A 21,453-nucleotide genomic window follows, 5' to 3' on the forward strand; every position below is an offset into this window, starting at 1 on the left:
CTCTGTTTTCCAGCATCACAGATGGCCATGAGCACCACTGTCTACGGTTTGAAGAACTGCGATACCTGCAAGAAGGCGACCAAGTGGCTGGACCGCTTCGGCGTGCCGTACACCTTCGTCGACTACCGCGAGCACAAGCCGAGCCCGGAAACACTGCTGGCATGGGCAGCGCAGCTGGGTGGCCTGGCGGCGATGGTCAACAAGTCCTCCACCACCTGGCGGCAGCTGCCGGACAACCGCAAGGCTGCCGATTCCGAGGCCGAATGGAAGCTGCTGCTGCGCGAGTACCCGCAGCTGATCAAGCGCCCGCTGGTGGTCACCGCCGATGGCGCGGTCAGCCAGGGTTTCAGTGACAACGGCTTCAAGGCCCGCTTCGGCGTGGGTGACGCATGAGCGCGGTCCTCGACCTGGCCTGCGAACTGATCGCACGACCCTCGGTGACGCCGGATGATGCTGGCTGCCAGGCACTGCTGGCGGCACGCCTGAAGCAGGCCGGGTTCGAGTGCGATCACCTTCGCCTGGGCGACGTCGATAACCTGTGGGCGACCCACGGCCAGGGCGCGCCGGTACTGGTCCTGCTGGGCCATACCGACGTGGTGCCGACGGGTCCGCGCGAGGCCTGGACCAGCGACCCGTTCACGCCGCAGATCCGCGATGGCGTGCTGTATGGCCGTGGCGCTGCAGACATGAAGGGCAGCGTGGCCGCGTTCGTGGTCGCCGCCGAGCAGTTCGTCGCCGCGCATCCCGATCACCCCGGTACGCTGGCGGTGCTGCTGACCAGCGACGAGGAGGGCGACGCCATCGATGGTGTGCGCCACGTCGCACGGTTGTTCGCCGAACGCGGCCAGCGCATCGACTGGTGCGTCACCGGTGAGCCGTCATCGACCGCGATCCTGGGCGACCTGCTGCGCGTGGGGCGTCGTGGCAGCCTGTCGGCCAAGCTGCGCGTGCAGGGCGTGCAGGGCCACGTGGCGTATCCGGAAAAGGCACGCAACCCGATTCACCAGGCGGCTCCGGCCCTGGCCGAACTGAGTGCGCGGCGCTGGGACGAAGGCTACGAGAGCTTTCCGCCGACCAGCCTGCAGATCTCCAACATCCACGCCGGCACCGGTGCCAACAACGTGATTCCCGGCGAGCTCGAAGTGGATTTCAACCTCCGCTACAACCCGCACTGGGACGCGCCGAAGCTGGAAGCAGAGATCACCGCACTGCTGGACCGGCATGGCCTGCAGTACACGCTGAAGTGGCACCGCAGTGGTGAGCCGTTCTACACCCCGGAAGGCACGCTGCGCGCCACCGCACGTGCAGTGCTGGCCGAGCAGATCGGCCGTGCCCCGGAAGAAAGCACCGGCGGCGGCACGTCCGATGCTCGCTTCATCGCGCCGCTGGGTGCGCAGTGCATCGAAGTGGGGCCGGTGAACGCCAGCATCCATCAGGTGGACGAGAACGTGCGCGTGGACGATCTGGAAGCGTTGCCGAGGCTGTACCAGCGCCTGGTGGAACGGCTGCTGGCGTGAGCCTGCGACGGTGGGTACCGACCGTTGGTCGGCGCGGCCTCTCGCCTGGGCTGTTTTCCTGTGGAGCCGAGCCATGCTCGGCTGGTTTTTCCCGGCAGAAGCAGCCGAGCATGGCTCGGCTCCACTATTCCGAAAAGAGGAAGAACGGCGGCTCGACCGCTTTCTTCCAGTAACTCGGCGCCGCCATGTAGAAGCGCTGCGCCTCGGCCTTGGCAAACCAGCGCGCCGCCGCCTCGGTGTCCTTCTCCACCCCCGGCGCGCTGCGGCCCAGCAGCAGCCCGGCGAAGTACTGGCCGAACACATTGCCCTTCTCACCGGCGCGCTGGTACAGCTGCAGCGCACGTGCCGGATCGCGCGGCAGTCCCATGCCTATCTCCAGCAGCGCGCCCAGGTCCACCTGCGCTTCGGCATCGCCACGCTCGGCGCAACGCTGGATCCGCGCAACCAGCGGATGCACGGTGTCACCCTGTGCGGCGACCGCATCCGGTAGACGTGACGACGAACTCGGGTAGCGCTCGTAGATCATGCCGCGCAGGTCCCAGCGCAGCGCCTGTTGCGTGTCGCCACGCTGACGATAGGCCTTGGCGAGCCCGAAGAACGCATAGGGATTGCCGTGGTAGGCCGCCGCCAGAGAGGCGCGTTCGCCACGTCGCCAGGATGCGCGCAGCACTGGTGCCGGGTTGATGTGGGGGCTGTCGGCATGGCGCAGCGTGCCGGAGATCCAGATCCGGCCCAGTGCTTCTTCCGCCTTGGTATTGTGGAAGGTCCAGGGGGTGACCGCTGCGGCACGCTAGTAGTAGGCGATGGCGCGCGGATCGTTGAAGCGCTCGAAGGTTTGCGCGGTATCGAAGGCACCCTCGAAGCTGCCGTCGGTTCCACGTTGTTCCAATGCCTGCTGCTGGGACTGCGGCAGCGTAGAAGGCGGGGGCAGGGTCTGGCAGGCCGCCAGGCCCAGGCAGAGCAGGGCGGTCAGTGCGCCGGTGCGTCCATTGCGGTGTTGCATTCCTGTTACACGGTTCAGGGCGCGCCATTATGCGCCTCAGGCGTGGTTGCCGACGCAACTGTTGCGCCGCGCCGGAAACCGGGGTAGGGTCGATGCCATGTCGATCCGCCTGGCCACCGCCGTCAATAACAACAACCGCAATAATCTGCGCGCGAATAATCGTGCGCGGCCGATGCGGGACTGCGCCCTGGGTAGATAGACAGCAACACACGCCCGGACACCAGAAAACCCGCATCAGCCGATGCGGGTTTTTTTGTGCCCGGGCGCCGCCCACCCGGGCCTGGATGGCCGGTCGAACACCTTCCCACCCGTGAAATTCCCCAACAGGAGCTCCCCCATGTGTTCGATCTTCGGAATCTTCGGCCTGCAGGCCGGTGACGATCTTCCGGCCCTGCGCCGCCATGCGCTGGAACTGTCGCAGCGCCAGCGCCACCGTGGCCCGGACTGGAGCGGCGTGTACCTCGACGAAGGCGCGCTGCTGGTCCACGAGCGGTTGGCCATCGTCGACCCGGCCGGTGGTTCGCAGCCGCTGCTGTCGGCCGATGGCCAGCTGGCGCTGGCGGTCAACGGCGAAATCTACAACCACCAGCAACTGAAGGCCGCGCTGACTACCGCCTACGACTTCCAGACCGGTTCGGACTGTGAAGTGATCAACGCGCTGTACCGCCAGGGCGGATCGCCGGCGCAGTGGCTGGAGCAGCTCAACGGCATCTTTGCCTTCGCCCTGTGGGACCGTGACAGCGGCCGCGTGCTGGTGGCGCGCGACCCGGTCGGCGTGGTGCCGCTGTACTGGGGCCACGATGCCCAGGGGCGGCTGCGCGTGGCGTCGGAAATGAAGGCGCTGGTCGACACCTGTGCCGACGTCGCGCAGTTCCCGCCGGGCCACTACTTCGACAGTGCCCGTGGTGAGCTGGTGCGCTACTACCAGCAACCGTGGCGCGACTATGCCGACGTACAGGGCCGCCAGGCCGATCTGGCCGAGCTGCGCCAGGCGTTCGAACATGCGGTGGAGCGCCAGCTGATGAGCGATGTGCCGTACGGCGTGCTGCTGTCCGGTGGCCTGGACTCGTCGCTGGTGGCGGCAGTTGCCGCACGCTACGCGCGTCGCCGCATCGAGGACGGTGGCCAGACCGAAGCTTGGTGGCCGCGGCTGCATTCGTTCGCGATCGGTTTGAAGGGCTCGCCCGATCTGGCCGCCGCCGCGATCGCCGCCGAGGCACTCGGCACCGTGCACCACGGCTTCGAATACACCTTCGAAGAAGGCCTGGATGCACTGCCGGAAGTGATCCGCCACATCGAAACCTACGACGTCACCACCATCCGTGCATCGACGCCGATGTTCCTGCTGGCACGACGGATCAAGGCGATGGGCGTGAAGATGGTGCTGTCCGGCGAGGGCAGTGACGAGATCTTCGGTGGCTACCTGTACTTCCACAAGGCGCCGGATGCGCGCGAATTCCACGACGAGCTGGTGCGCAAGCTCGATGCCCTGCACAACTACGATTGCCTGCGTGCCAACAAGTCGATGATGGCCTGGGGCGTGGAGCCGCGCGTGCCGTTCCTGGATCGTGAGTTCCTCGACGTGGCGATGCGCTTCGATGCCGCGCACAAGATGGTCGGTGCCGGGTTCGGTGGCCGTCGCATCGAGAAGGCGGTGCTGCGCGAGGCATTCGATGGCTACCTGCCGGACAGCATCCTGTGGCGCCAGAAGGAGCAGTTCAGCGATGGCGTCGGCTACGGCTGGATCGACGGGCTGAAGGCGCATGCCGAAGCGCAGGTGAGCGACCGTGTGCTGGCGGCCGCCGACAAGCGCTTCCCGCACAACCCGCCGCAGACCAAGGAGGCGTACTACTACCGCCACCTGTTCGAGCAGTTCTTCCCGAGCCGCGCGGCCGCCGAGACCGTGCCGGGCGGCAAGTCGATCGCCTGTTCGTCGCCGGCGGCCATTGCCTGGGACGCCAGCTTCGCGGCGGCGGCCGACCCTTCCGGCCGCGCGATCGCCGGCGTGCACGAGCAGGCGCTGGCCTAAGCCCCAAAAAGGGGACGGAGGGGATTAAGTCGTTTGTGCCACTAACGACTTAATCCCCTCCGTCCCCTTTTTGTATGATCGCCCCCTGCGCATTGGGGAATGTTCATGGACGTACAGGCGGGCGGCGGCATGCGGCCCACGAAATGGGGATGGCGTTATCTGGCCTGGGCCGGTGTCCCGCTGCTGGCCGGCGTGCTGCTGGCGCGGTATGCCGGGCCGGCGGCGCCCGAGGCGGTCGCGCGTGCCACGGTTGCTGCCGAAGGCAGCTGGGCGCAGCACCTGGCGTCACCGCTGGGCCTGTTCCTGCTGCAGCTGCTGGTGCTGCTGCTGGTGGCCAAGGGCGCAGGTGCGCTGCTCAAGCGCTTTGGCCAGCCGGCGGTGATCGGCGAGATGGCCGCCGGCCTGATGATGGGGCCGCTGGTCCTTGGCAGCCTGTTGCCGCAGCTGCATGGTGCCCTGTTCCCGGCCAGCTCGCTGGGCCCGCTGGGCATGCTCAGCCAGCTGGGTGTGCTGATGTTCCTGCTGGTGGCCGGTGCCGAGCTGGACCTGGCGGCGCTGCGCGGGCGCCGGCGTTTTGCGTTCACGGTCAGTCATGCCGGCATCGCGGTGCCGTTCGTGCTCGGCGTCGCCCTCGCAATCTGGCTGTATCCGCAGCACGGCCCGCAGGGCGTAGGCTTCACTGCATTCGCACTTTTCGTTGGTATTTCGATGAGCATCACGGCCTTTCCCGTGCTGCTGCGCATCCTTGCCGACCGCGGTATCACGCAGACGCCGCTGGGGCAGACCGCCATCGCCTGCGCGGCATTGGGCGATGCCACCGCATGGTGCCTGCTGGCGCTGATCGTGGCGGCTGCACAGGCCAGCGGATGGCTGCCGGCCAGCCTCAACCTGCTGTGCGTGGTCGCCTTCGTGGCGCTGATGCTGGGGCTGGTGAAGCCGTGGTTCGCCCGCCAGCAGATCGTGCCGGGCCGTGAAGGGCGCTGGCTGCTCGGCATCCTGCTGCTGTCGCTGGGTAGTGCCCTGATCACCGAGATGCTCGGCATCCATGCGCTGTTCGGTGCATTCGCGGCGGGCGTCGCCGTATCGTCCAACGCGCAGCTGCGCGACCTGTTGATGGCCCGCGTCGAACCGTTTGCGGTAACCCTGCTGCTGCCGTTGTTCTTCGCCATGACCGGCCTGCGCATGCGCGCCGATGCGCTGCAGGCCAGCGACATCGTGCTGTGCGTGGTGGTGATCGCGGTAGCCACGGCCGGCAAGTTGCTGGGCACCTTCAGTGCCGCACGCAGCGCGGGCATGCCCACGCGCGAGGCGTGGCGGTTGGGCGCGCTGATGAATACCCGCGGTCTGATGGAGCTGATCGTGCTCAACCTGGGCTACGAGCTGGGCCTGCTCGGTGACCGCCTGTTTGCGGTGCTGGTGATCATGGCGCTGGTGACCACTGCGATGACCGGGCCGCTGCTGAACCTGATCGAGCGGCGCAGGGGCTGACCCGTTAGCGCCGCGCGGGCATTCTGTAGAGCCGAGCCCATGCTCGGCTGCTTCTGGCGCGGAGCCGAGCATGGGCTCGGCTCTACAGCGTGCAGCGCACCCTTGGGCATGTGGGTGCCGCCGTCAGCGCGCTGGAACCAGCGTCATCGTGTGCTGCGCCTTGCCGGGCAGGAACGGCGTCGGCCGCCCATGCACCCAGTCTTCGTGGCCGGCGCCCCAGTACGGAGACAGTGGATGCCCGCTCTGGCCGCCGGGCATGTGCACGATGCCGTCGGCCTCGTGGCCGGGCGAGACCACCATGCGTTCGGAGGCGCCGAAGTTCGGCGTCTGCACGCGCGGCATATCACGGTCGCCGGGCAGCTGGTCGGCGGGCATGCACAGCCAGCGCTTGGCAACCTCGGGCAACGCTCGTGCGATCGGGTGGCAGAGCGCCGCAGTGTTGCGTTCGCCCCAGGTGCGCTTGGTCAGCGGGCCCTGCTTGGCCAGCTCGCTCTCGGTGCGGCGTGCGGCATCAAGCAGCAGCGTGTCCCAGCTGTCGTAGGCCGGTGGCAACAGGTTGGCGGGGCGCTGCTGCAGCATCGGCCAGGCCACACCTTCCAGCTGCGCCAGGCGCGGATCCAGATAGTCATCGCCCAGCTGCGCATTGGCCGGGGCCAGCAGTGCATCGGACAGGGTATCCATCACCTGCGTGCGGAACGCGCGCACCACCCGGTAGCTGACCGAGCTGGCCGAGGCCCGGCCGCCCCACTGGTGGCTGACGGACTTCAACCGCTTCAGCGCAGGATCGTCACTGCCTTCGATCACGTCATGCAGCAGTGCCCACCAGCGCTGCAGGAACACCGCGCGGTCGTCGAGCTGGATCGCCAGCAGGTCGTGTTCGTCGAAGCGCTCCTGGATCGCCAGCAGGTCGCGGATCTGCCGCGCGCGAGCGCCAAGGTCATAGCCACCGTTGCCGACGGTAGCCAGCGCCTCACCGTCGAGGACGCGACCGTTGGCGGTCCACAGGCGATGGTTGGGGGGATCGATCAATGCCGGTGAGGCATCGCTGCGGATTGGCCATGGCGCGCAGTCCTGGTTGCTGGCGGCGGTGAAGCCGGCCGGTGCACAGCCCGGACCGCGATCCGGGCGGGCGCCGATCAGCCGCCAGGCGATGCGCCCGCTGCGGTCGCCGACCACCAGGTTCTGCGCGGGGATGCCGGCGTGGTCGGCGAACTGCAGGGCACCGTCCAGGTCACCGGCACGGGCCAGGTCACCGAAGTCCAGGCGCACCGCGCCGGGCAGGTGGGCGACCCAGCGCAGCGCATCGCCGCTGCCATCGGCGTGGGTATGCAGGATCGGGCCCCAGGCGGTTTCGCGCACCGGGAACAGCACGTCGGCCTGGCCGGCCACGGCGATGTGTTCTTCATGCACGGTTACCGCGGCGTTGGCCGGTTCAGTGCGGTAATCGGCGGTATCGATGTAACTGTTGGTGAAGCCCCAGGCCACGTGCCCGTTGCTGCCGACGATCACCGCCGGCAGGCCGGGCAGCGAGAAGCCGGTGACGTCGACCTGGCCGCCCGCGGCCTGCGGGTCGGGATAGCGCAGGCGCACACGGAACCACAGGCCGGGTGCGCGCAGGCCCAGGTGCATGTCGTCGGCGACGATCGCGCGGCCGTCGGCGGTGAGTGCACCGGCCACCGCGAAGTTGTTGCTGCCGATGACATCGGCCTCTTCCTGCCCGGTGCCTGGCTTCCCCTTCAACGTGCGCAGATCCAGCTGGCTGGCATCGGGGAGCGTGGCGTTGCCGGTCGGTTCGCCGAACAGCGGTGCATCCCATTCGGTGCCGTCGTGGGCGATCAGCGCGTACAGCGCGGGCGGCACCACTGCGCGGATGCGGCTGAGCGCAAGCTCGGTCTGGTTGTCCGGGTCCTGCAGGTCGGCGTACATGGCCAGCCCGGCCAGCACGCTGTCGCTGGCTTTCCACGGTTGCGGTGACTGCCGCAGCAGCAGGTACGCCCACGGCCGCACGGAAAGGCCGGCCAGCCCTTCGTTGACACCGTCGACGTAGGCACGCACGGCCGCGCCGTTTTCGCCCAGCGCGGCCTGCAGGTTCGCCTCGGTGCGCGCGCGCAGGCGATGCACGCGCATGCGTTTGTCGGCGTCGATGGCCTTCGGTCCGAACAGTGCCGACAGCTCACCGGCGGCGCTGCGGCGCATCAGGTCCATCTCGAAGTAACGTTCCTGCGCATGCACGCGGCCCAATGCACGCATCGCGTCGGCCTGGCTGCCCGCAGTGATGGTGACCACGCCCAGCGCATCGCGCTCGATGGTGACCGGCTTGGCCAGCCCCGGCAGCGCATGCTCGCCGTCCAGGTCGGCCAGGCTGCCGCGCAGCAGCAGCCACAGGACCAGTGCGGTGACCAGCACGATGGCGATCAACACGCCCAGCACCCAACGCCATGTACGTCGCATCGCACGTCCTTTCCGAACTCGTGGGCCGATTGTAGCCGCAGGCGCAACTGCGACTGATTCCGATTAGATCACCGTATTTTGAAATGCGGCACCCTATGTCACATCGATTCACAGGAGCCCCCCCATGAAAGGCAACCCGGACGTCATCGCCTGCCTGAAGGAACTGCTGCGCGGCGAGCTTGCAGCCCGCGACCAGTACTTCATCCATTCCCGCCGCTACGAGGATCAGGGCCTGTTCGCGCTGTACGAACGCCTGAACCACGAGATGGAAGAGGAAACCCAGCACGCCGATGCGCTGCTGCGCCGGATCCTGTTCCTCGGCGGCGACCCGGACATGCGTCCGCATGCCACCGAGCCGGGCAAGACCGTGGAAGAGATGCTGCAGAAGGATCTCGACACTGAATACGCGGTTCGGAACAATCTCGCCGCCGGCATGAAGCTGTGCGAAGAGAACGGCGACTACGTGAGCCGCGACATCCTGCTGGCGCAGCTGAAGGACACAGAGGAAGACCACGCCTGGTGGCTGGAGCAGCAGTTGGGCCTGATCAAGCGCATCGGCCTGGAGCTGTACCAGCTGAGCAAGATCGACGGCAACGGCGCCCCGGCGCACTGAGCCGGCACCGCTCTCTGTAGAGCCGGGCCATGCTCGGCTGCTGTTGGATCCGAGTCGAGCATGGCTCGACTCTACAAAAGTTCTGTCGCCCGCCAGCACCGGAGCACCGCCAGCCAGCTTTCGCCAGCCAGCTGCTCCACCGCCCGCCAGCCGACAACGAAAAAGCCGGGGATTGCCCCGGCTTTTTCGTATCTGACGTCAGGCAAGGCGTGTCAACCGAGGTCGACACCTACCAGGCGGGCGCCTTACTCCACCGACAACCCTTCCACCTTCTGCCAGCCGCGCGGCAGCAGGTGGCCGCGGGTGGCGCGGGCGCCGAGGTAGGCGTCGAGCTCGTTGAACTTCAGCCCCATCGTGCGCTGCCCGCTGCGTACCTGCAGGGTCTGTCCCGGGCTGATCGCCACGATGGCGACCACGCGTTCGGTGGCGAGCTTGGCCTTCGGGATCTCGATGATCTTGTTGCCCTTGCCCTTGTCCAGTTCCGGCAGGTCGTTGGCAGCGATCGCCAGCAGGTTGCCCGAACTGGTCACTGCCACGATGCGGTCGGTGGCGACATTGGCCACTACCGACGGGGTCAGCACCGATGAACCCGCCGACAGGTTCAGCATCGCCTTGCCGGCCTTGTTGCGACCGATCAGGTTCTCGAAGCGGGTGACGAAGCCATAGCCATGACTGGAGGCCAGCACGAAGCGGGTGTCCGGCTCGGCACTGGCCAGGGTCACGAAGCTGGTGCCCGCGGCTGGCGAGAAGCGGCCGGTCAGCGGTTCACCGTTGCCACGCGCGGAGGGCAGGGTGTGCACCGGCGTCGAGTAGGCGCGGCCCTCGCTGTCGAGGAACGCGACCTGCTGGGTGCTGCGCGCACGCACCGCGCCCTGCAGGGCATCACCGTCGCGGTAGGAGAGGGCGGACGCATCGACGTCGTGGCCCTTGGCGGCACGGATCCAGCCCTTCTCCGACAGCACCACGGTCATCGGCTCGCTCGGCACCAGCTCGGTCTCGTCGATGGCCTGTGCGGCCTGGCGCTGCACCAGCGGCGAACGGCGTGCGTCGCCGAACTTCCTGGCGTCGGCGGTCAGTTCGTCGCGGATCAGCTTCTTCAGCTTGGCCTTGCTGTCGAGGATGCCGAGGATCTTCTCGCGCTCCTTGGCCAGCTCGTCCTGCTCGCCACGGATCTTCATCTCCTCCAGGCGGGCCAGCTGCTTCAGCTTGGTTTCCAGGATGTACTCGGCCTGTTCCTCGGACAGGCCGAAGCGCGCGATCAGCGCTGCCTTCGGTTCATCCTCGGTACGGATGATATGGATCACCTCGTCCAGGTTGAGGAAGGCGACCAGCAGGCCTTCCAACAGGTGCAGGCGGCGCTCGACCTTCTGCAGGCGGTGCTGCAGGCGGCGGGTGACGGTGTTGCTGCGGAAGGTCAGCCATTCGCTGAGCAGCATCTTCAGGTTCTTCACCTGCGGACGGCCGTCCAGCCCGATCACGTTGAGGTTGACGCGATAGCTGCGTTCCATGTCCGTGGTGGCGAACAGGTGGCCCATCAGCTGCTCGGCGTCGACACGGTTGGAACGCGGCACCAGCACCACGCGCACCGGGTTGGCATGGTCGGACTCATCGCGGATGTCTTCCAGCCACGGCAGCTTCTTGGCGCGCATCTGTGCGGCGATCTGCTCGATCACCTTCGACGGCGACACCTGGAACGGCAGCGCGGTGACCACGATGTTGTGCGCTTCCTTGGTGAAGGTCGCACGTGCGCGCACGCTGCCGTTGCCGGTCTCGTAGATGTTGCGCAGGTCATTGGCCGCGGTGATGATCTCGGCGCTGGACGGATAGTCCGGGCCCTGCACGTGCTCGCACAGGTCGCGCACGCTGGCATCGGGGTTGTCCAGCAGGTGCAGCAGCGCGCTGACGATCTCGTTGAGATTGTGCGGCGGCACGTCGGTGGCCATGCCCACGGCGATGCCGGTGGTGCCGTTGAGCAGCAGGTGCGGCAGCCGCGCCGGCATCCAGGTCGGTTCCTGCAGGGTGCCGTCGAAGTTCGGTGCCCAGTCGGTGGTGCCCTGGCCCAGTTCGCCCAGCAGCACTTCGGCGATCGGCGTCAGCTTGGATTCGGTGTAGCGCATCGCCGCGAACGACTTCGGGTCGTCGCTGGAGCCGAAGTTGCCCTGGCCCTCGATCAGCGGGTAGCGGTACGAGAACGGCTGGGCCATCAGCACCAGTGCCTCGTAGCACGCGCTGTCGCCGTGCGGGTGGTACTTACCGATGACGTCACCGACGGTGCGCGCGGACTTCTTCGGCTTGGACGCGGCGTTCAGGCCCAGCTCGCTCATCGAATAGATGATGCGGCGCTGCACCGGCTTCAGGCCGTCGCCGATGAACGGCAGGGCGCGGTCCAGGACCACGTACATCGAGTAGTCGAGGTAGGCGCGTTCGGCGTACTCGCGCAGCGGCAGTTGTTCGAATCCGTGGAACACGGGGCGGGCAAGTTCGGTCATGCGGCGTTGTTACCTGTTGTCGGGAGGCGGCGACGGCGGTCGCCGCTCGCAATCCTGTGATTATCCGGATGCGGCGGGGGATGCCAAGCCGCGTGCAGGGTCCAGCCCGGTTTCCAGGCCGTGGCCGGCCCGTGCCAGGTAGCGCCCCGGCGGCAGCCCGAAGTGGCGGCGGAACACGGTGACGAAGGCGCTGGCGCTGCTGAAGCCCAGCGCGTGGGCGATGTCGGCCACGCTGCGGCCGTCGGTCAGCTGGCGCAGAGCCTCGGACAGGCGGGCCTGCTGCCGCCACTGGGCGAAGCTGAGCGTGGTCTCATCGCGGAAGTGGCGGGTCAGGCTGCGCGGCGACAGGCCGGCCCAATGCGCCCATTCGGCCAGGCTGCGCTCGTCGGAGGGGTCGGCCAGCAGCTGCGAGGCGATCTTCAGCAGGCGCCGGTCGTGCGGCATCGGTAGATGCATGCGCTGGCGTGGCGCGGTGCGGATCTCGTCCAGCAGCACCTCGATGATGTGCTGGCGCTCGGGTGTGGTGTCATAGCCCAGCGGCCATTCGCAGATGCGGTCGGCCAGCGCCTGCGCCAGCTTGGACAGGCCCAGCACGCAGGGATCGGCAGGCAGGGTGGCGCAGGCCGGCGCGGCCAGTGCCATGCCCCAGCCGCGCAGCGGGCCGTCGAGGGTGACCGTATGCGGCTCCAGCGGCGGCATCCAGCCGGCCGAGCCCGGCGCCAGTGACCATGTCCCGTGCGAGGTCCGGGTGGTCAGCAGGCCACGTTCGACGCAGATCAGCTGCGCGCGCTGGTGGTGGTGCCAATCCACTTCACGGACCAGGCCCAAGGGGCTGTCGAAGCGGAAAGCGACAACCGGTGGCCCGTCATTGCGCTCGAACCAATCCAGGGCGTCGTCGCGCAACAACCGCTTGGGAGGGGGGATTTCTGCCTTGTTCATCATATCCGCTGGCTGAAATGTGTCATCCATTGGCTGAATTGTACTACCGGGCCACCTGACCAGATCATTAAGGTAGGCGCCTTCATTGATCCAGCCCGCTGCTGCAACACAGCATTCGATGCCAGATCGAATATTTCCATTGAGAAATATTTTTTTTGGAAGAGAATGCTCCCCCATGATCTGTCCTGCAACCACTCCCCCCAGCTTCGGCCTGCTGCTGCGCCAGGTGCGCGACGGCCTGGTCCGTCAACTCGACGCATCCATGGCTGAAGAAGACCTGGGTATCGGTTTCACCCACTACATCGGGTTGAAGGTGCTTTCCAACATGGCCCCGTGCACGGCCAACGAGCTGGCCCAGGCCATCGACCAGGTGCCCAGTGCGGTGACCCGCCTGCTGGACAAGCTGGAGGCGCTGGGCTGCGTCCGCCGCGAACCGCATGCCCAGGACCGGCGTGCGCTGCAGATCGTGCTGACCGATGAAGGCCGCGCACTGTGGGCGCGGCTGAAGCTGCGTGGCGACGCGGTGATGGATTACGCCCTGCGTGATCTTTCCGCCGACGAGCGCACGCTGCTGCTGTCCCTCCTTACCCGAATCCGCGATTCCCTGACGACCCCATGAACCCGATCCCGCATTCCACTCTCCGCCGGTCCGGGCGCGCGCTGCTGGTGTCAGCGCTGGCCCTGGCCCTGGCCGCCTGCGCCAGCAGTCGTGGCCTCAACCCGCAGGGCCACGTGCTTGACGTGGACAGCCTGCACAGCGAACGCACCCTGGCCGACACCGACCTGAGCGCCACCGGCTTCCCGGCGCAGGATTGGTGGAAGGCGCTGGGCGATGCGCAGCTGGACGCCCTGGTTGCCGAAGGCCTGGCCGGTCACCCGAGCCTGGACGCCGCCGATGCGCGCCTGCGCCAGGCCCAGGCCCAGGTCGGCACCGCACGTGCCGATGAACTGCCCAGCCTGTCGGTGTCCGGTGGCTACACCGGCCTGCGCCTGCCCGAGTCGATGGTCGGCAGCGAGATGGGCGGCCGCTACGGCGGCAGCAGCCAGGTCGCCTTCGACTTCAGCTATGGCGTGGACCTGTGGGGTGGCAAGCGCGCTGCCTGGGAAGCGGCCGTGGACGGCGCCCATGCCGCCACCGTCGAAGCCCAGGCTGCACGCCTGAACCTGTCCACCGGCATCACCCAGGCCTATGCCGATCTGGCCTATGCATGGCAGCTCAATGACGTGGCCGAAGAAGAGCTGGGCCGCTCGCAGAAGTCGCTGGAACTGACCCGCCAGCGCCGTAGCGCCGGCATCGACAGCGACCTGCAGGTGCGCCAGGCCGAAGCCCGGGTACCGGCCGCACAGCAGCAGGTGCAGGCCGCGCAGCAGCGCATCGACGCCGCCCGCACCGCGCTGGCGGCACTGGTCGGCAAGGGCCCGGACCGTGGCCTGTCGATCCAGCGCCCGCAACCGCTGAACCCGGTGGCGCTGCAGCTGCCGGGCGTGCTGCCCAGCGAACTGCTGGGCCGTCGCCCCGACATCGTTGCCGCACGCTGGCGCGTGGAAGCGGCCGACAAGCAGATCAAGGTGGCAAAGACCAAGTTCTACCCGAGCTTCAACCTGACCGCGCTGGCCGGCGTGGTCGCCCCGAACGTGGGTGACCTGCTGAAGAGCAGTTCCACCTTCGCCTACATCGGCCCGGCGCTGAGCCTGCCGATCTTCGAAGGCGGCAAGCTGCGCGCCAACCTGGCCAACACCGATGCGCAGTACGACCTGGCGGTGGCCAACTACAACCAGACCGTGCTCGATGCGCTGCGCGACGTGGCCGACCAGGTCAACGCAGTGCGCTCGCTGGCACAGCAGGCGCACTCGCAGCAGCAGGCCGTGGATACCGCGCGCTCGGCCTTCGATCTGGCCCAGCAGCGCTACCGCGCCGGCATCGGCAGCTACCTGGACGTGCTGACCGCGCAGTCCACGCTGTTGCAGTCGCAGCAGCAGCTGGCCGGCCTGCAGTCGCAGCAGGTGCAGACCTCGGTGCGCCTGAGCAAGGCGCTGGGCGGTGGTTTCCAGCCCGCTGACGCCGACCGCGCACCGATCGCCTCCCATTCCGATTCCTCGCATTCCTGAAGACTTCCGCCATGAGCCAGACCCAAGACACTGCGGCCCCGGCCGCCTCCAACCGCCGCGGCAACCTGCTGCGCGGCCTGTTCGTGATCGTCGTGCTGCTACTTGCCGCACTGGCATTGTGGTACTTCATGTTCGGCCGTTGGTTCGAAGAGACCGACGACGCCTACGTGCAGGGCAACCAGGTGCAGATCACCCCGCTGGTGGCCGGTACCGTGGTCGCCATCAACGCCGATGACGGCATGCGCGTGGAGCGCGGCCAACTGCTGGTGCAGCTGGACCCGTCCGATACATCGGTGGCGCTGCAGCAGGCCGAAGCCAACCTGGCCAAGACCGTGCGCCAGACCCGTGGCCTGTACCGCAGCGTGGAAGGTGCGCAGGCGGACTTGAACGCCCGCCAGGTGACCCTGAAGCGCGTGCGCGACGACTTCGCCCGCCGCAAGGACCTGGCCGCCACCGGCGCCATTTCCAATGAAGAACTGGCCCACGCCCGTGACGAGCTGGCCGCTGCCGAAGCCGCCGTGGCCGGTTCGCGCGAGACCGTCGAGCGCAACCGCGCGCTGGTCGACGACACCGTGATCGCCACCCAGCCGGACGTGCAGGCGGCCGCCGCGCAGCTGCGCCAGGCCTTCCTCAACAACGCCCGCGCCGGCATCGTCGCGCCGGTCACCGGCTACGTTGCCCGTCGTTCGGTGCAGGTCGGCCAGCGCGTGCAGCCGGGCAACGCGCTGATGGCGGTAGTGCCGACCGAGCAGATGTGGGTCGAGGCCAACTTCAAGGAAACCCAGCTGCGCCACATGCGCCTGGGCCAGGAAGTGGAGCTGAAGTCGGACCTGTACGCCGGTGACGTGAAGTACAAGGGTCGCATCCAGAGCCTGGGCCTGGGCACCGGTTCGGCGTTCTCGCTGCTGCCGGCGCAGAACGCCAGCGGCAACTGGATCAAGATCGTGCAGCGCGTGCCGGTCCGCATTGCCATCGATGCCAAGCAGCTGGCCGAACACCCGCTGCGCATCGGCCTGTCGATGAAGGCCGAAGTGAGCCTGCGCGACCAGAAGGGCGAAGTGCTGCCGAGCACTCCGGCCAAGGGCACGGTGTTCGACACCGATGTGTATGCCAAGCAGCTGCATGATGCCGACGAGGTGATCCACACGATCATCCAGGGCAACCTGCCGCAGCAGGCGAAGGTGGGCTGAGGTCGCCATGTCCGCACAAGCTCCAGCCGCGCCCGGCGCTCCGGGTGCACCGGCGGCGCCGGGTGCGGCCTCCGGGTTCCTGCCGCCCAGCGTCGCCCTGTGCACCGTGGGCCTGGCGATGGCGTCGTTCATGCAGGTGCTCGATACCACCATCGCCAACGTCTCGCTGCCGACCATCGCCGGTAATCTTGGCGCCAGTTCGCAGCAGGCCACCTGGGTCATCACCTCGTTCGCGGTCAGCACGGCCATCGCGCTGCCGCTGACCGGCTGGCTCAGCCGCCGCTTCGGCGAACGCAAGCTGTTCGTCTGGGCCACGCTGGCCTTCGTCATCACCTCGCTGCTGTGCGGCCTGGCGCAGAGCATGGGCATGCTGGTGCTGTCGCGTGCGCTGCAGGGCTTCGTGGCCGGTCCGATGTACCCGATCACGCAGTCGCTGCTGGTCTCGATCTATCCACGCGAGAAACGCGGGCAGGCGCTGGCACTGCTGGCGATGATCACCGTGGTGGCGCCGATCTGCGGCCCGATCCTCGGTGGATGGATCACCGACAACTACAGCTGGGAATGGATCTTCCTGATCAATGTGCCGCTGGGCATCTTTGCCGCGCTGGTGGTGGGCAACCAGCTGAAGGGGCGTCCGGAGCACATCGAGAAGCCGAAGATGGACTATGTCGGCCTGGTCACCCTGGTGATCGGTGTCGGTGCGCTGCAGCTGGTGCTCGACCTGGGCAATGACGAGGACTGGTTCTCGTCGATGAAGATCGTGGTGCTGGCGTGCGTGGCCGTGGTCACGCTGACGGTGTTCCTGATCTGGGAACTGACCGACAAGGATCCGATCGTCGACCTGAAGCTGTTCCGGCATCGCAACTTCCGCGCCGGTACGCTGGCGATGGTGGTGGCGTACGCGGCGTTCTTCAGCGTGGCCCTGCTGATTCCGCAGTGGCTGCAGCGTGACATGGGCTACACCGCGATCTGGGCAGGCCTGGCGACGGCGCCGATCGGCATCCTGCCGGTGATCATGACCCCGTTCGTGGGCAAGTACGCCTCGCGCTTCGACATGCGGATGCTGGCTACGATTGCATTCATCGTGTTGTCGATGACCAGCTTCCTGCGTTCGAACTTCAACCTGCAGGTGGACTACACCCACGTGGCCGGCGTGCAGCTGATCATGGGCATCGGCGTCGCGCTTTTCTTCATGCCGGTGCTGCAGATCCTGCTGTCGGACCTGGATGGGCGTGAGATCGCGGCGGGCTCCGGCCTGGCCACCTTCCTGCGTACGCTGGGCGGCAGTTTCGCGGCGTCGCTGACGACGTGGCTGTGGGCGCGGCGCACCCAGGTGCACCATGCTGACCTGACCGAGCACATCTCGGTCTATCAGCCGGGCATGCAGGACCAGGTGACGGCGATGGGGCAGGGCGACCTGCAACATGGTGCAGCGGTATTGAACAACATGATCAACCACCAGGCATCGCAGATGGGCTTCAACGACATCTTCTTCCTGCTGGGCTGGATCTTCCTGGCGATCATCGCGTTCCTCTGGCTGGCCAAACCGCCGTTCGGCGCAGGCGCAGGTGCGGCCGCCGGCGGCGGGCACTGAAAACTCCCTGGAAACACGTGCTGTATTTTGACCCCGCCGCAAGGCGGGGTTCTTGTTTGTGCAACGCGGGGCGCACGGGCCCTGCCGTTGGGGGAGTGCAGCGGCGCAGGTTCAGCGCGTGCGATAGATGCGCTTGAATACCACCCGATCACGGAACAATCGGGAAACGGCCCACATTCCCGCCACAAGTACGGCGCCGCACGTGATCCAGCCGGCAGTGGCCTGCAATCGGCTGCCGACCAGTGCGCCGCAGATGATGGCGGCGACAAAGACGAACATTACGGCCTCCTTCGATGCGCCGTAGTGGACCTCGGCCTGGCATCCCACGCATACGCGTACGCCGTGGTTCGAGCCGGTGTAGCAGTGAGGGCAGATGATGTTGCGCTGCATTGGGGCGTCCTTTGGGGAAAGGGGGGGCGCTGGTCAGGTCGTGGCGATAGACCTGCAACCGGCTCCCGTAAAGTTGCCTTCCACCGAAAAGGAATCGGGTAGATCTCCGACTAAGAAAGGTACGAATTGAACGCGTAACGTGACGCCTGGGTGGTGCGAGATACGACAGTTCGAGCGGTAGATGCGATGCCACGCTCGCCAAACCCCGGAAACGAAAAAACCCGCTTTCGCGGGTTTGATCATCTTGAGTCGTGGTGCCCAGGAGAGGACTCGAACCTCCACGGTTTTACCCGCTAGTACCTGAAACTAGTGCGTCTACCAATTCCGCCACCTGGGCGACTCAGGAGACGAATTGTGCGGTACGGCAGAGGATGTGTCAACAACATTTCACAGCTTTTTCTGCGGCTGCACGCCCAGGTGAAGCAGCAGGCTGCGCATTGCCGATGACAACTGCGCCCACTCGGCAAAACAGGCGCACAGGCGGCGCTGTGCCCACGCATCGGCGAGCGGTACGGCGACGGTATGCGTGCTGCGCCGATGCTGGCGGGCGATGGTCCGCGGCACGATGCCGATACCAATGTCGTGGCCGACCATGATGCACACCCCTTCGAAGGTCTTCATGCGGATGCGCACGTCCAGGCGCCGCCCGATGTCGCGTGCCTGGTCCTCGATGTAGGTCTGCAGTGCATTGCCATCGGCCAGGGCGACGAAAGTCTCGCCGGCAACATCGGCGAATGCCAGGCTGCGCCGCGATGCGAGGCGATGGTCTGCGGGCAGCAGCATCACCAGTGGATCTTCGGCCACCACATGCTGCTGCAGGCCGGCAGCGTCGACCGCATCACTGATGATGCCGGCCTCGGCCTGGCCAGCGCTGATCGCACGCACGACTTCGGGGCTGGTGCGCTCCAGCAGTTCCACGTGCAGGCGTGGGCGTTCGGCCAGCCACGGTGCCAGCCGCGAGGGCAGGTAGTTGGTCAGCGCAGCGGTATTGGCATACAGATGCAGGGTACCGCGCGCGCCATGCGCGAATGCCTGCAGTTCGCCGCGCAGCTGCGCCTGCTGCTGCAGGATCAGGCGTGCATGGTGGGCGAGGGCGGCGCCGGCTTCAGTCAGGCTGACGCCACGCGGATGGCGGTTCAGCAGCACGGTGCCGGCATCGGCTTCGATCGTGCGCAGGCGTTCGCTGGCCGAAGCCAGGGCCAGGTTCGCCTGCGCCGCGCCGGCCGTGATGCTGCCCGCCTCGGCAATCGCCAGGAACAGGCGCAGGTCGGCGATATCCATCCGCATGTCATGCCCTCATCGCAACGCCCGAGCCTTCGGATCAGCCGAAGGGTGGGCCGGGAAGACCGCATTGTGCGCCGGGCGACGGCCCGATCCAATCAAGGCATGAATGAATCGATGTACTTCTACGCGCTGCTGGTGGTGGTGTTCGTGCTGGCTGGCGTGGTCAAGGGCGTGACCGGCATGGGGTTGCCGACCGTGGCGATGGGGCTGCTCGGTGGCGCGCTGTCGCCGGTGGCGGCGGCATCGATGCTGTTCATCCCCACCTTTGTCACCAATGCGTGGCAGCTGTTGTCCGGGCCGTCGCTGGGCCCCATCGTGCGGCGCCTGTGGCCGATGATGCTGGCGGTGGTGGTGGTGACACTGGGTTCGGCGGCGCTGCTGGTGCGGGTCGATCGCACCTGGTCGCGGGTTGCGCTGGGAGTGGCGCTGGTGGTCTATGCCGTCTATGCCCTGCTTGCACCGGCGTTCCGCGTGCCGCAGCGGCGCGAGCGTTGGCTGGGGCCGCTGGTGGGGGCATTGTCGGGCGTGGTGACCGGCGCCACCGGCGTGTTCGTGATGCCGGCGGTACCGTATCTGCAGTCGCTGGAATTGCAGCGCGAGGAGCTGGTGCAGGCGTTGGGGCTGGCCTTCACTGTGTCGACGATTTCGCTGACCACCGGCCTGGTGCTGCATGGCGCATTCGGCATCCAGCAGCTGGGGCTGAGTGCGTTGGCGGTGCTGCCGGCATTGCTGGGCATGTGGCTGGGGCAGGTGATCCGGCAGCGCATCAGCGCACGGGTGTTCCGCGCCTGTTTCCTCGGGTTCCTGCTGCTGCTTGGGCTGGAGCTGGTGTTGCGGCCGCTGTTCTGATGCCGGTGGCCGCAATGCCGGATTCCGGGCATGAAAAAACCCGCTTTCGCGGGTTTTTCTCACTCTCGACGTGGTGCCCAGGAGAGGACTCGAACCTCCACGGTTTTACCCGCTAGTACCTGAAACTAGTGCGTCTACCAATTCCGCCACCTGGGCGTCGAGGAGCGAGATTATGGGGTGTTGTGACGGGGGTGTCAACACCTGTGCCCGGTATGCCTGCGAGGGGGCTCACAAGGGCAGCCAGGCCCCCATGCATCCCACCCGTTTGCCGTCTGGATTGCCGCACGTTTTGGCCCGATGATGCAGCGCTGACCGATGCGGCGCAGGGAGCATGCCTGCCGTGGTCGGGTTGGAAACGAGATCCTGGCATGCAGCAGCAAGGAGTGAATGGTGGAGTGTCGGTCGTGCGGTGCGCCCCTGCGGGCAGCAATGCGGGTGTGTGCCTACTGTGGAAGCCTGGCGGAAGAGGCAGCGGCGGTCGGGCCCGCGATGGATGCCGGGAGTGCCGGCGAAGCGGAGCCGCGTGCCCTGGAGGCCTCCTTGCGTCGCGAGCTCGCGTTTCTTGTCGAGCAGCAGGTTGAAACCGGTCATCCGAGCATTGCCCGGAAGATTGAAAACGTCGAGCGGAGGCTCGGCGCACTTTTGCAGCAAACAGGGGGAGTGTAAGTGTCGGATGCAGCAGATTCCTTCGTCGAGAAAACCTTCGACGAGTTCACCGAAAAGACCGAAATCACGCATGTCCAGCAGTTCATGTGGGGAGAGGGCAACCTCTACATCCGCGATTACCTGGACGAGGTCGCCATCAGCTCGGAAAATCTGAGCGCGTTCAATGCCCGGTTTACACTGCGGCGTGTCAAGACGGCTGAGCTCGATGTCCTTGTGCTCGATTGCGTGGTGATCCGTGCCGATGATTGGTTTCATGCGCGCGATGGTGTGATCATCTTCAATTGCGACCAGGTCAATCAACGGGTCGAGTTCACCGAGCAGGACACCCAGGTCGAGCACATCGGTGGCCAGCTGTTCTGCTTCGAGAATGGGCGTTACATCATCTCCGAAGCGCTTCTGAAGACGATCTGCGCTGCTCAGGTCCTGAAAGTGCGCATCCAGGGCGCGACCGTCCATTCGGATCCGCCGCTGGACTGGTGCCAGGGATTCCAGAAGTACTGCAGGCAGTTCTACAACAACGTCTACGATGCCAGCGCCTGGCCCGAAGCGGTGGCCGGTGGCCTGCCGCCGCCGGCGAAGACGGGGTGTTTCATTGCCACGGCGGCCATGGGCTCATATGAGGATGGCAGCGTGCGGGTGCTGCGGCGGTATCGGGACCGCGTGCTGCGCAGGACAGCGGCAGGCCGCCGCTTTGTCAGGCTCTACTATCGCTGCTCGCCGCCGGTGGCTCGCCTGATCGAGGGCAGTGCGCTGGCCCGTGGCGCTACGCGGGTGCTGCTTGTTGCACCGCTGGCTGCGTGGGCGCGCCGTCGCCTGTCTGCCAACATGATCGAGGCCTGACT

17 protein-coding genes, 2 tRNA genes and 1 pseudogene are annotated in these 21,453 nt (G+C 66.9%); 12 read left to right on the plus strand and 8 right to left on the minus strand.

Annotated elements, in window-relative coordinates:
- The first annotated feature begins 21 nt into the window (after positions 1-21).
- Together ACW5IY_RS07235 and dapE are read left to right on the plus strand one after the other, a co-directional pair.
- Entirely contained in the window at positions 22-393 is a 372-nt protein-coding gene (locus ACW5IY_RS07235) for an arsenate reductase (protein WP_192840217.1), read from the plus strand.
- Positions 390-1,517 carry a succinyl-diaminopimelate desuccinylase gene (dapE, locus tag ACW5IY_RS07240; RefSeq protein ID WP_049436489.1) on the plus strand — a complete coding sequence of 376 codons (1,128 nt, stop codon included), beginning with the start codon at positions 390-392 and terminating at the stop codon, positions 1,515-1,517. Before ACW5IY_RS07235 ends, dapE begins: the two co-directional genes overlap by 4 nt.
- Positions 1,518-1,641: 124 nt before the next feature.
- Here dapE and ACW5IY_RS07245 read toward each other — a convergent pair.
- Positions 1,642-2,520: pseudogene (locus ACW5IY_RS07245) on the minus strand (tetratricopeptide repeat protein).
- Between the two features lie 337 nt (positions 2,521-2,857).
- Between ACW5IY_RS07245 and asnB the strand changes: the two are divergent.
- Positions 2,858-4,549, plus strand: coding sequence for an asparagine synthase B (gene asnB / locus ACW5IY_RS07250; RefSeq protein ID WP_049436491.1), 1,692 nt, complete (start codon positions 2,858-2,860; stop codon positions 4,547-4,549).
- 99 nt (positions 4,550-4,648) lie between these two features.
- Positions 4,649-6,037, plus strand: coding sequence for a cation:proton antiporter domain-containing protein (locus tag ACW5IY_RS07255; RefSeq protein WP_049436492.1), 1,389 nt, complete (start codon positions 4,649-4,651; stop codon positions 6,035-6,037).
- Positions 6,038-6,160: 123 nt separating this feature from the next.
- Here ACW5IY_RS07255 and ACW5IY_RS07260 read toward each other — a convergent pair whose 3' ends face one another.
- A complete protein-coding gene (locus ACW5IY_RS07260; RefSeq protein ID WP_049436493.1) occupies positions 6,161-8,488 on the minus strand; it encodes a penicillin acylase family protein in 2,328 nt (775 codons plus the stop codon).
- A 124-nt stretch (positions 8,489-8,612) separates the two neighbouring features.
- Here ACW5IY_RS07260 and bfr point away from each other — a divergent pair, with 124 nt between their 5' ends.
- Positions 8,613-9,101, plus strand: coding sequence for a bacterioferritin (gene bfr / locus ACW5IY_RS07265; RefSeq protein WP_010486279.1), 489 nt, complete (start codon positions 8,613-8,615; stop codon positions 9,099-9,101).
- 245 nt (positions 9,102-9,346) lie between these two features.
- Here bfr and parC read toward each other — a convergent pair whose 3' ends face one another.
- Together parC and ACW5IY_RS07275 are read right to left on the minus strand one after the other, a co-directional pair.
- Complete coding sequence (gene parC / locus ACW5IY_RS07270; RefSeq protein ID WP_049436494.1) at positions 9,347-11,590, minus strand: DNA topoisomerase IV subunit A; 2,244 nt, start codon at positions 11,588-11,590, stop codon at positions 9,347-9,349.
- Between the two features lie 60 nt (positions 11,591-11,650).
- The gene (locus ACW5IY_RS07275) at positions 11,651-12,532 is read right to left on the minus strand and encodes a helix-turn-helix domain-containing protein (protein ID WP_049399506.1); all 882 of its coding nucleotides are present in this window, start codon (positions 12,530-12,532) and stop codon (positions 11,651-11,653) included.
- Positions 12,533-12,704: 172 nt separating this feature from the next.
- Here ACW5IY_RS07275 and emrR point away from each other — a divergent pair, with 172 nt between their 5' ends.
- The 4 genes from emrR to emrB are packed head-to-tail and all read left to right on the plus strand — an operon-like array spanning position 12,705 to position 17,422.
- Positions 12,705-13,148 carry a multidrug efflux system transcriptional regulator EmrR gene (gene emrR / locus ACW5IY_RS07280; protein WP_005415875.1) on the plus strand — a complete coding sequence of 148 codons (444 nt, stop codon included), beginning with the start codon at positions 12,705-12,707 and terminating at the stop codon, positions 13,146-13,148.
- The gene (gene emrC / locus ACW5IY_RS07285; protein ID WP_049436495.1) at positions 13,145-14,638 is read left to right on the plus strand and encodes a multidrug efflux transporter outer membrane subunit EmrC; all 1,494 of its coding nucleotides are present in this window, start codon (positions 13,145-13,147) and stop codon (positions 14,636-14,638) included. The genes emrR and emrC overlap by 4 nt, the downstream gene beginning before the upstream one ends.
- An 11-nt stretch (positions 14,639-14,649) precedes the next feature.
- Entirely contained in the window at positions 14,650-15,828 is a 1,179-nt protein-coding gene (emrA, locus tag ACW5IY_RS07290; protein ID WP_049436496.1) for a multidrug efflux MFS transporter periplasmic adaptor subunit EmrA, read from the plus strand.
- A 7-nt stretch (positions 15,829-15,835) separates the two neighbouring features.
- A complete protein-coding gene (gene emrB / locus ACW5IY_RS07295; protein WP_049436497.1) occupies positions 15,836-17,422 on the plus strand; it encodes a multidrug efflux MFS transporter permease subunit EmrB in 1,587 nt (528 codons plus the stop codon).
- 111 nt (positions 17,423-17,533) lie between these two features.
- Here emrB and ACW5IY_RS07300 read toward each other — a convergent pair whose 3' ends face one another.
- The 3 genes from ACW5IY_RS07300 to ACW5IY_RS07310 form a co-directional block, all read right to left on the minus strand.
- A complete protein-coding gene (locus ACW5IY_RS07300; RefSeq protein ID WP_049436498.1) occupies positions 17,534-17,812 on the minus strand; it encodes a hypothetical protein in 279 nt (92 codons plus the stop codon).
- A 252-nt stretch (positions 17,813-18,064) separates the two neighbouring features.
- A tRNA-Leu gene (locus tag ACW5IY_RS07305) sits at positions 18,065-18,149 on the minus strand.
- A gap of 50 nt (positions 18,150-18,199) precedes the next feature.
- Positions 18,200-19,099 (minus strand): LysR family transcriptional regulator, encoded by a 900-nt coding sequence (locus ACW5IY_RS07310; protein ID WP_029380078.1) that lies wholly within the window; start codon positions 19,097-19,099, stop codon positions 18,200-18,202.
- A gap of 99 nt (positions 19,100-19,198) precedes the next feature.
- On the opposite strand from ACW5IY_RS07310, the gene ACW5IY_RS07315 reads away from it, so the two are divergent.
- Positions 19,199-19,945: a sulfite exporter TauE/SafE family protein gene (locus ACW5IY_RS07315; RefSeq protein WP_049436499.1), complete on the plus strand. Its 747-nt coding sequence runs from the start codon at positions 19,199-19,201 to the stop codon at positions 19,943-19,945.
- Between the two features lie 71 nt (positions 19,946-20,016).
- On the opposite strand, the gene ACW5IY_RS07320 is transcribed toward ACW5IY_RS07315, so the two are convergent.
- Positions 20,017-20,101: transfer RNA gene (locus tag ACW5IY_RS07320), tRNA-Leu, on the minus strand.
- 384 nt (positions 20,102-20,485) lie between these two features.
- Here ACW5IY_RS07320 and ACW5IY_RS07325 point away from each other — a divergent pair.
- Entirely contained in the window at positions 20,486-20,611 is a 126-nt protein-coding gene (locus ACW5IY_RS07325; protein WP_258009581.1) for a hypothetical protein, read from the plus strand.
- Positions 20,612-21,451 carry a CFI-box-CTERM domain-containing protein gene (locus ACW5IY_RS07330; RefSeq protein WP_049436501.1) on the plus strand — a complete coding sequence of 280 codons (840 nt, stop codon included), beginning with the start codon at positions 20,612-20,614 and terminating at the stop codon, positions 21,449-21,451.
- The last annotated feature ends 2 nt before the right edge of the window (positions 21,452-21,453 follow it).

It is taken from the genome of Stenotrophomonas sp. C-A (assembly GCF_054030835.1).

Coding starts and splice junctions, on each gene's coding strand:
- ACW5IY_RS07235 (WP_192840217.1), top strand. CDS start 22: ATGGCCATGAGCACCACTGTCTACGGTTTGAAGAACTGCGATACCTGC.
- dapE (WP_049436489.1), top strand. CDS start 390: ATGAGCGCGGTCCTCGACCTGGCCTGCGAACTGATCGCACGACCCTCG.
- asnB (WP_049436491.1), top strand. CDS start 2,858: ATGTGTTCGATCTTCGGAATCTTCGGCCTGCAGGCCGGTGACGATCTT.
- ACW5IY_RS07255 (WP_049436492.1), top strand. CDS start 4,649: ATGTTCATGGACGTACAGGCGGGCGGCGGCATGCGGCCCACGAAATGG.
- ACW5IY_RS07260 (WP_049436493.1), bottom strand. CDS start 8,488: ATGCGACGTACATGGCGTTGGGTGCTGGGCGTGTTGATCGCCATCGTG.
- bfr (WP_010486279.1), top strand. CDS start 8,613: ATGAAAGGCAACCCGGACGTCATCGCCTGCCTGAAGGAACTGCTGCGC.
- parC (WP_049436494.1), bottom strand. CDS start 11,590: ATGACCGAACTTGCCCGCCCCGTGTTCCACGGATTCGAACAACTGCCG.
- ACW5IY_RS07275 (WP_049399506.1), bottom strand. CDS start 12,532: ATGATGAACAAGGCAGAAATCCCCCCTCCCAAGCGGTTGTTGCGCGAC.
- emrR (WP_005415875.1), top strand. CDS start 12,705: ATGATCTGTCCTGCAACCACTCCCCCCAGCTTCGGCCTGCTGCTGCGC.
- emrC (WP_049436495.1), top strand. CDS start 13,145: ATGAACCCGATCCCGCATTCCACTCTCCGCCGGTCCGGGCGCGCGCTG.
- emrA (WP_049436496.1), top strand. CDS start 14,650: ATGAGCCAGACCCAAGACACTGCGGCCCCGGCCGCCTCCAACCGCCGC.
- emrB (WP_049436497.1), top strand. CDS start 15,836: ATGTCCGCACAAGCTCCAGCCGCGCCCGGCGCTCCGGGTGCACCGGCG.
- ACW5IY_RS07300 (WP_049436498.1), bottom strand. CDS start 17,812: ATGCAGCGCAACATCATCTGCCCTCACTGCTACACCGGCTCGAACCAC.
- ACW5IY_RS07310 (WP_029380078.1), bottom strand. CDS start 19,099: ATGCGGATGGATATCGCCGACCTGCGCCTGTTCCTGGCGATTGCCGAG.
- ACW5IY_RS07315 (WP_049436499.1), top strand. CDS start 19,199: ATGAATGAATCGATGTACTTCTACGCGCTGCTGGTGGTGGTGTTCGTG.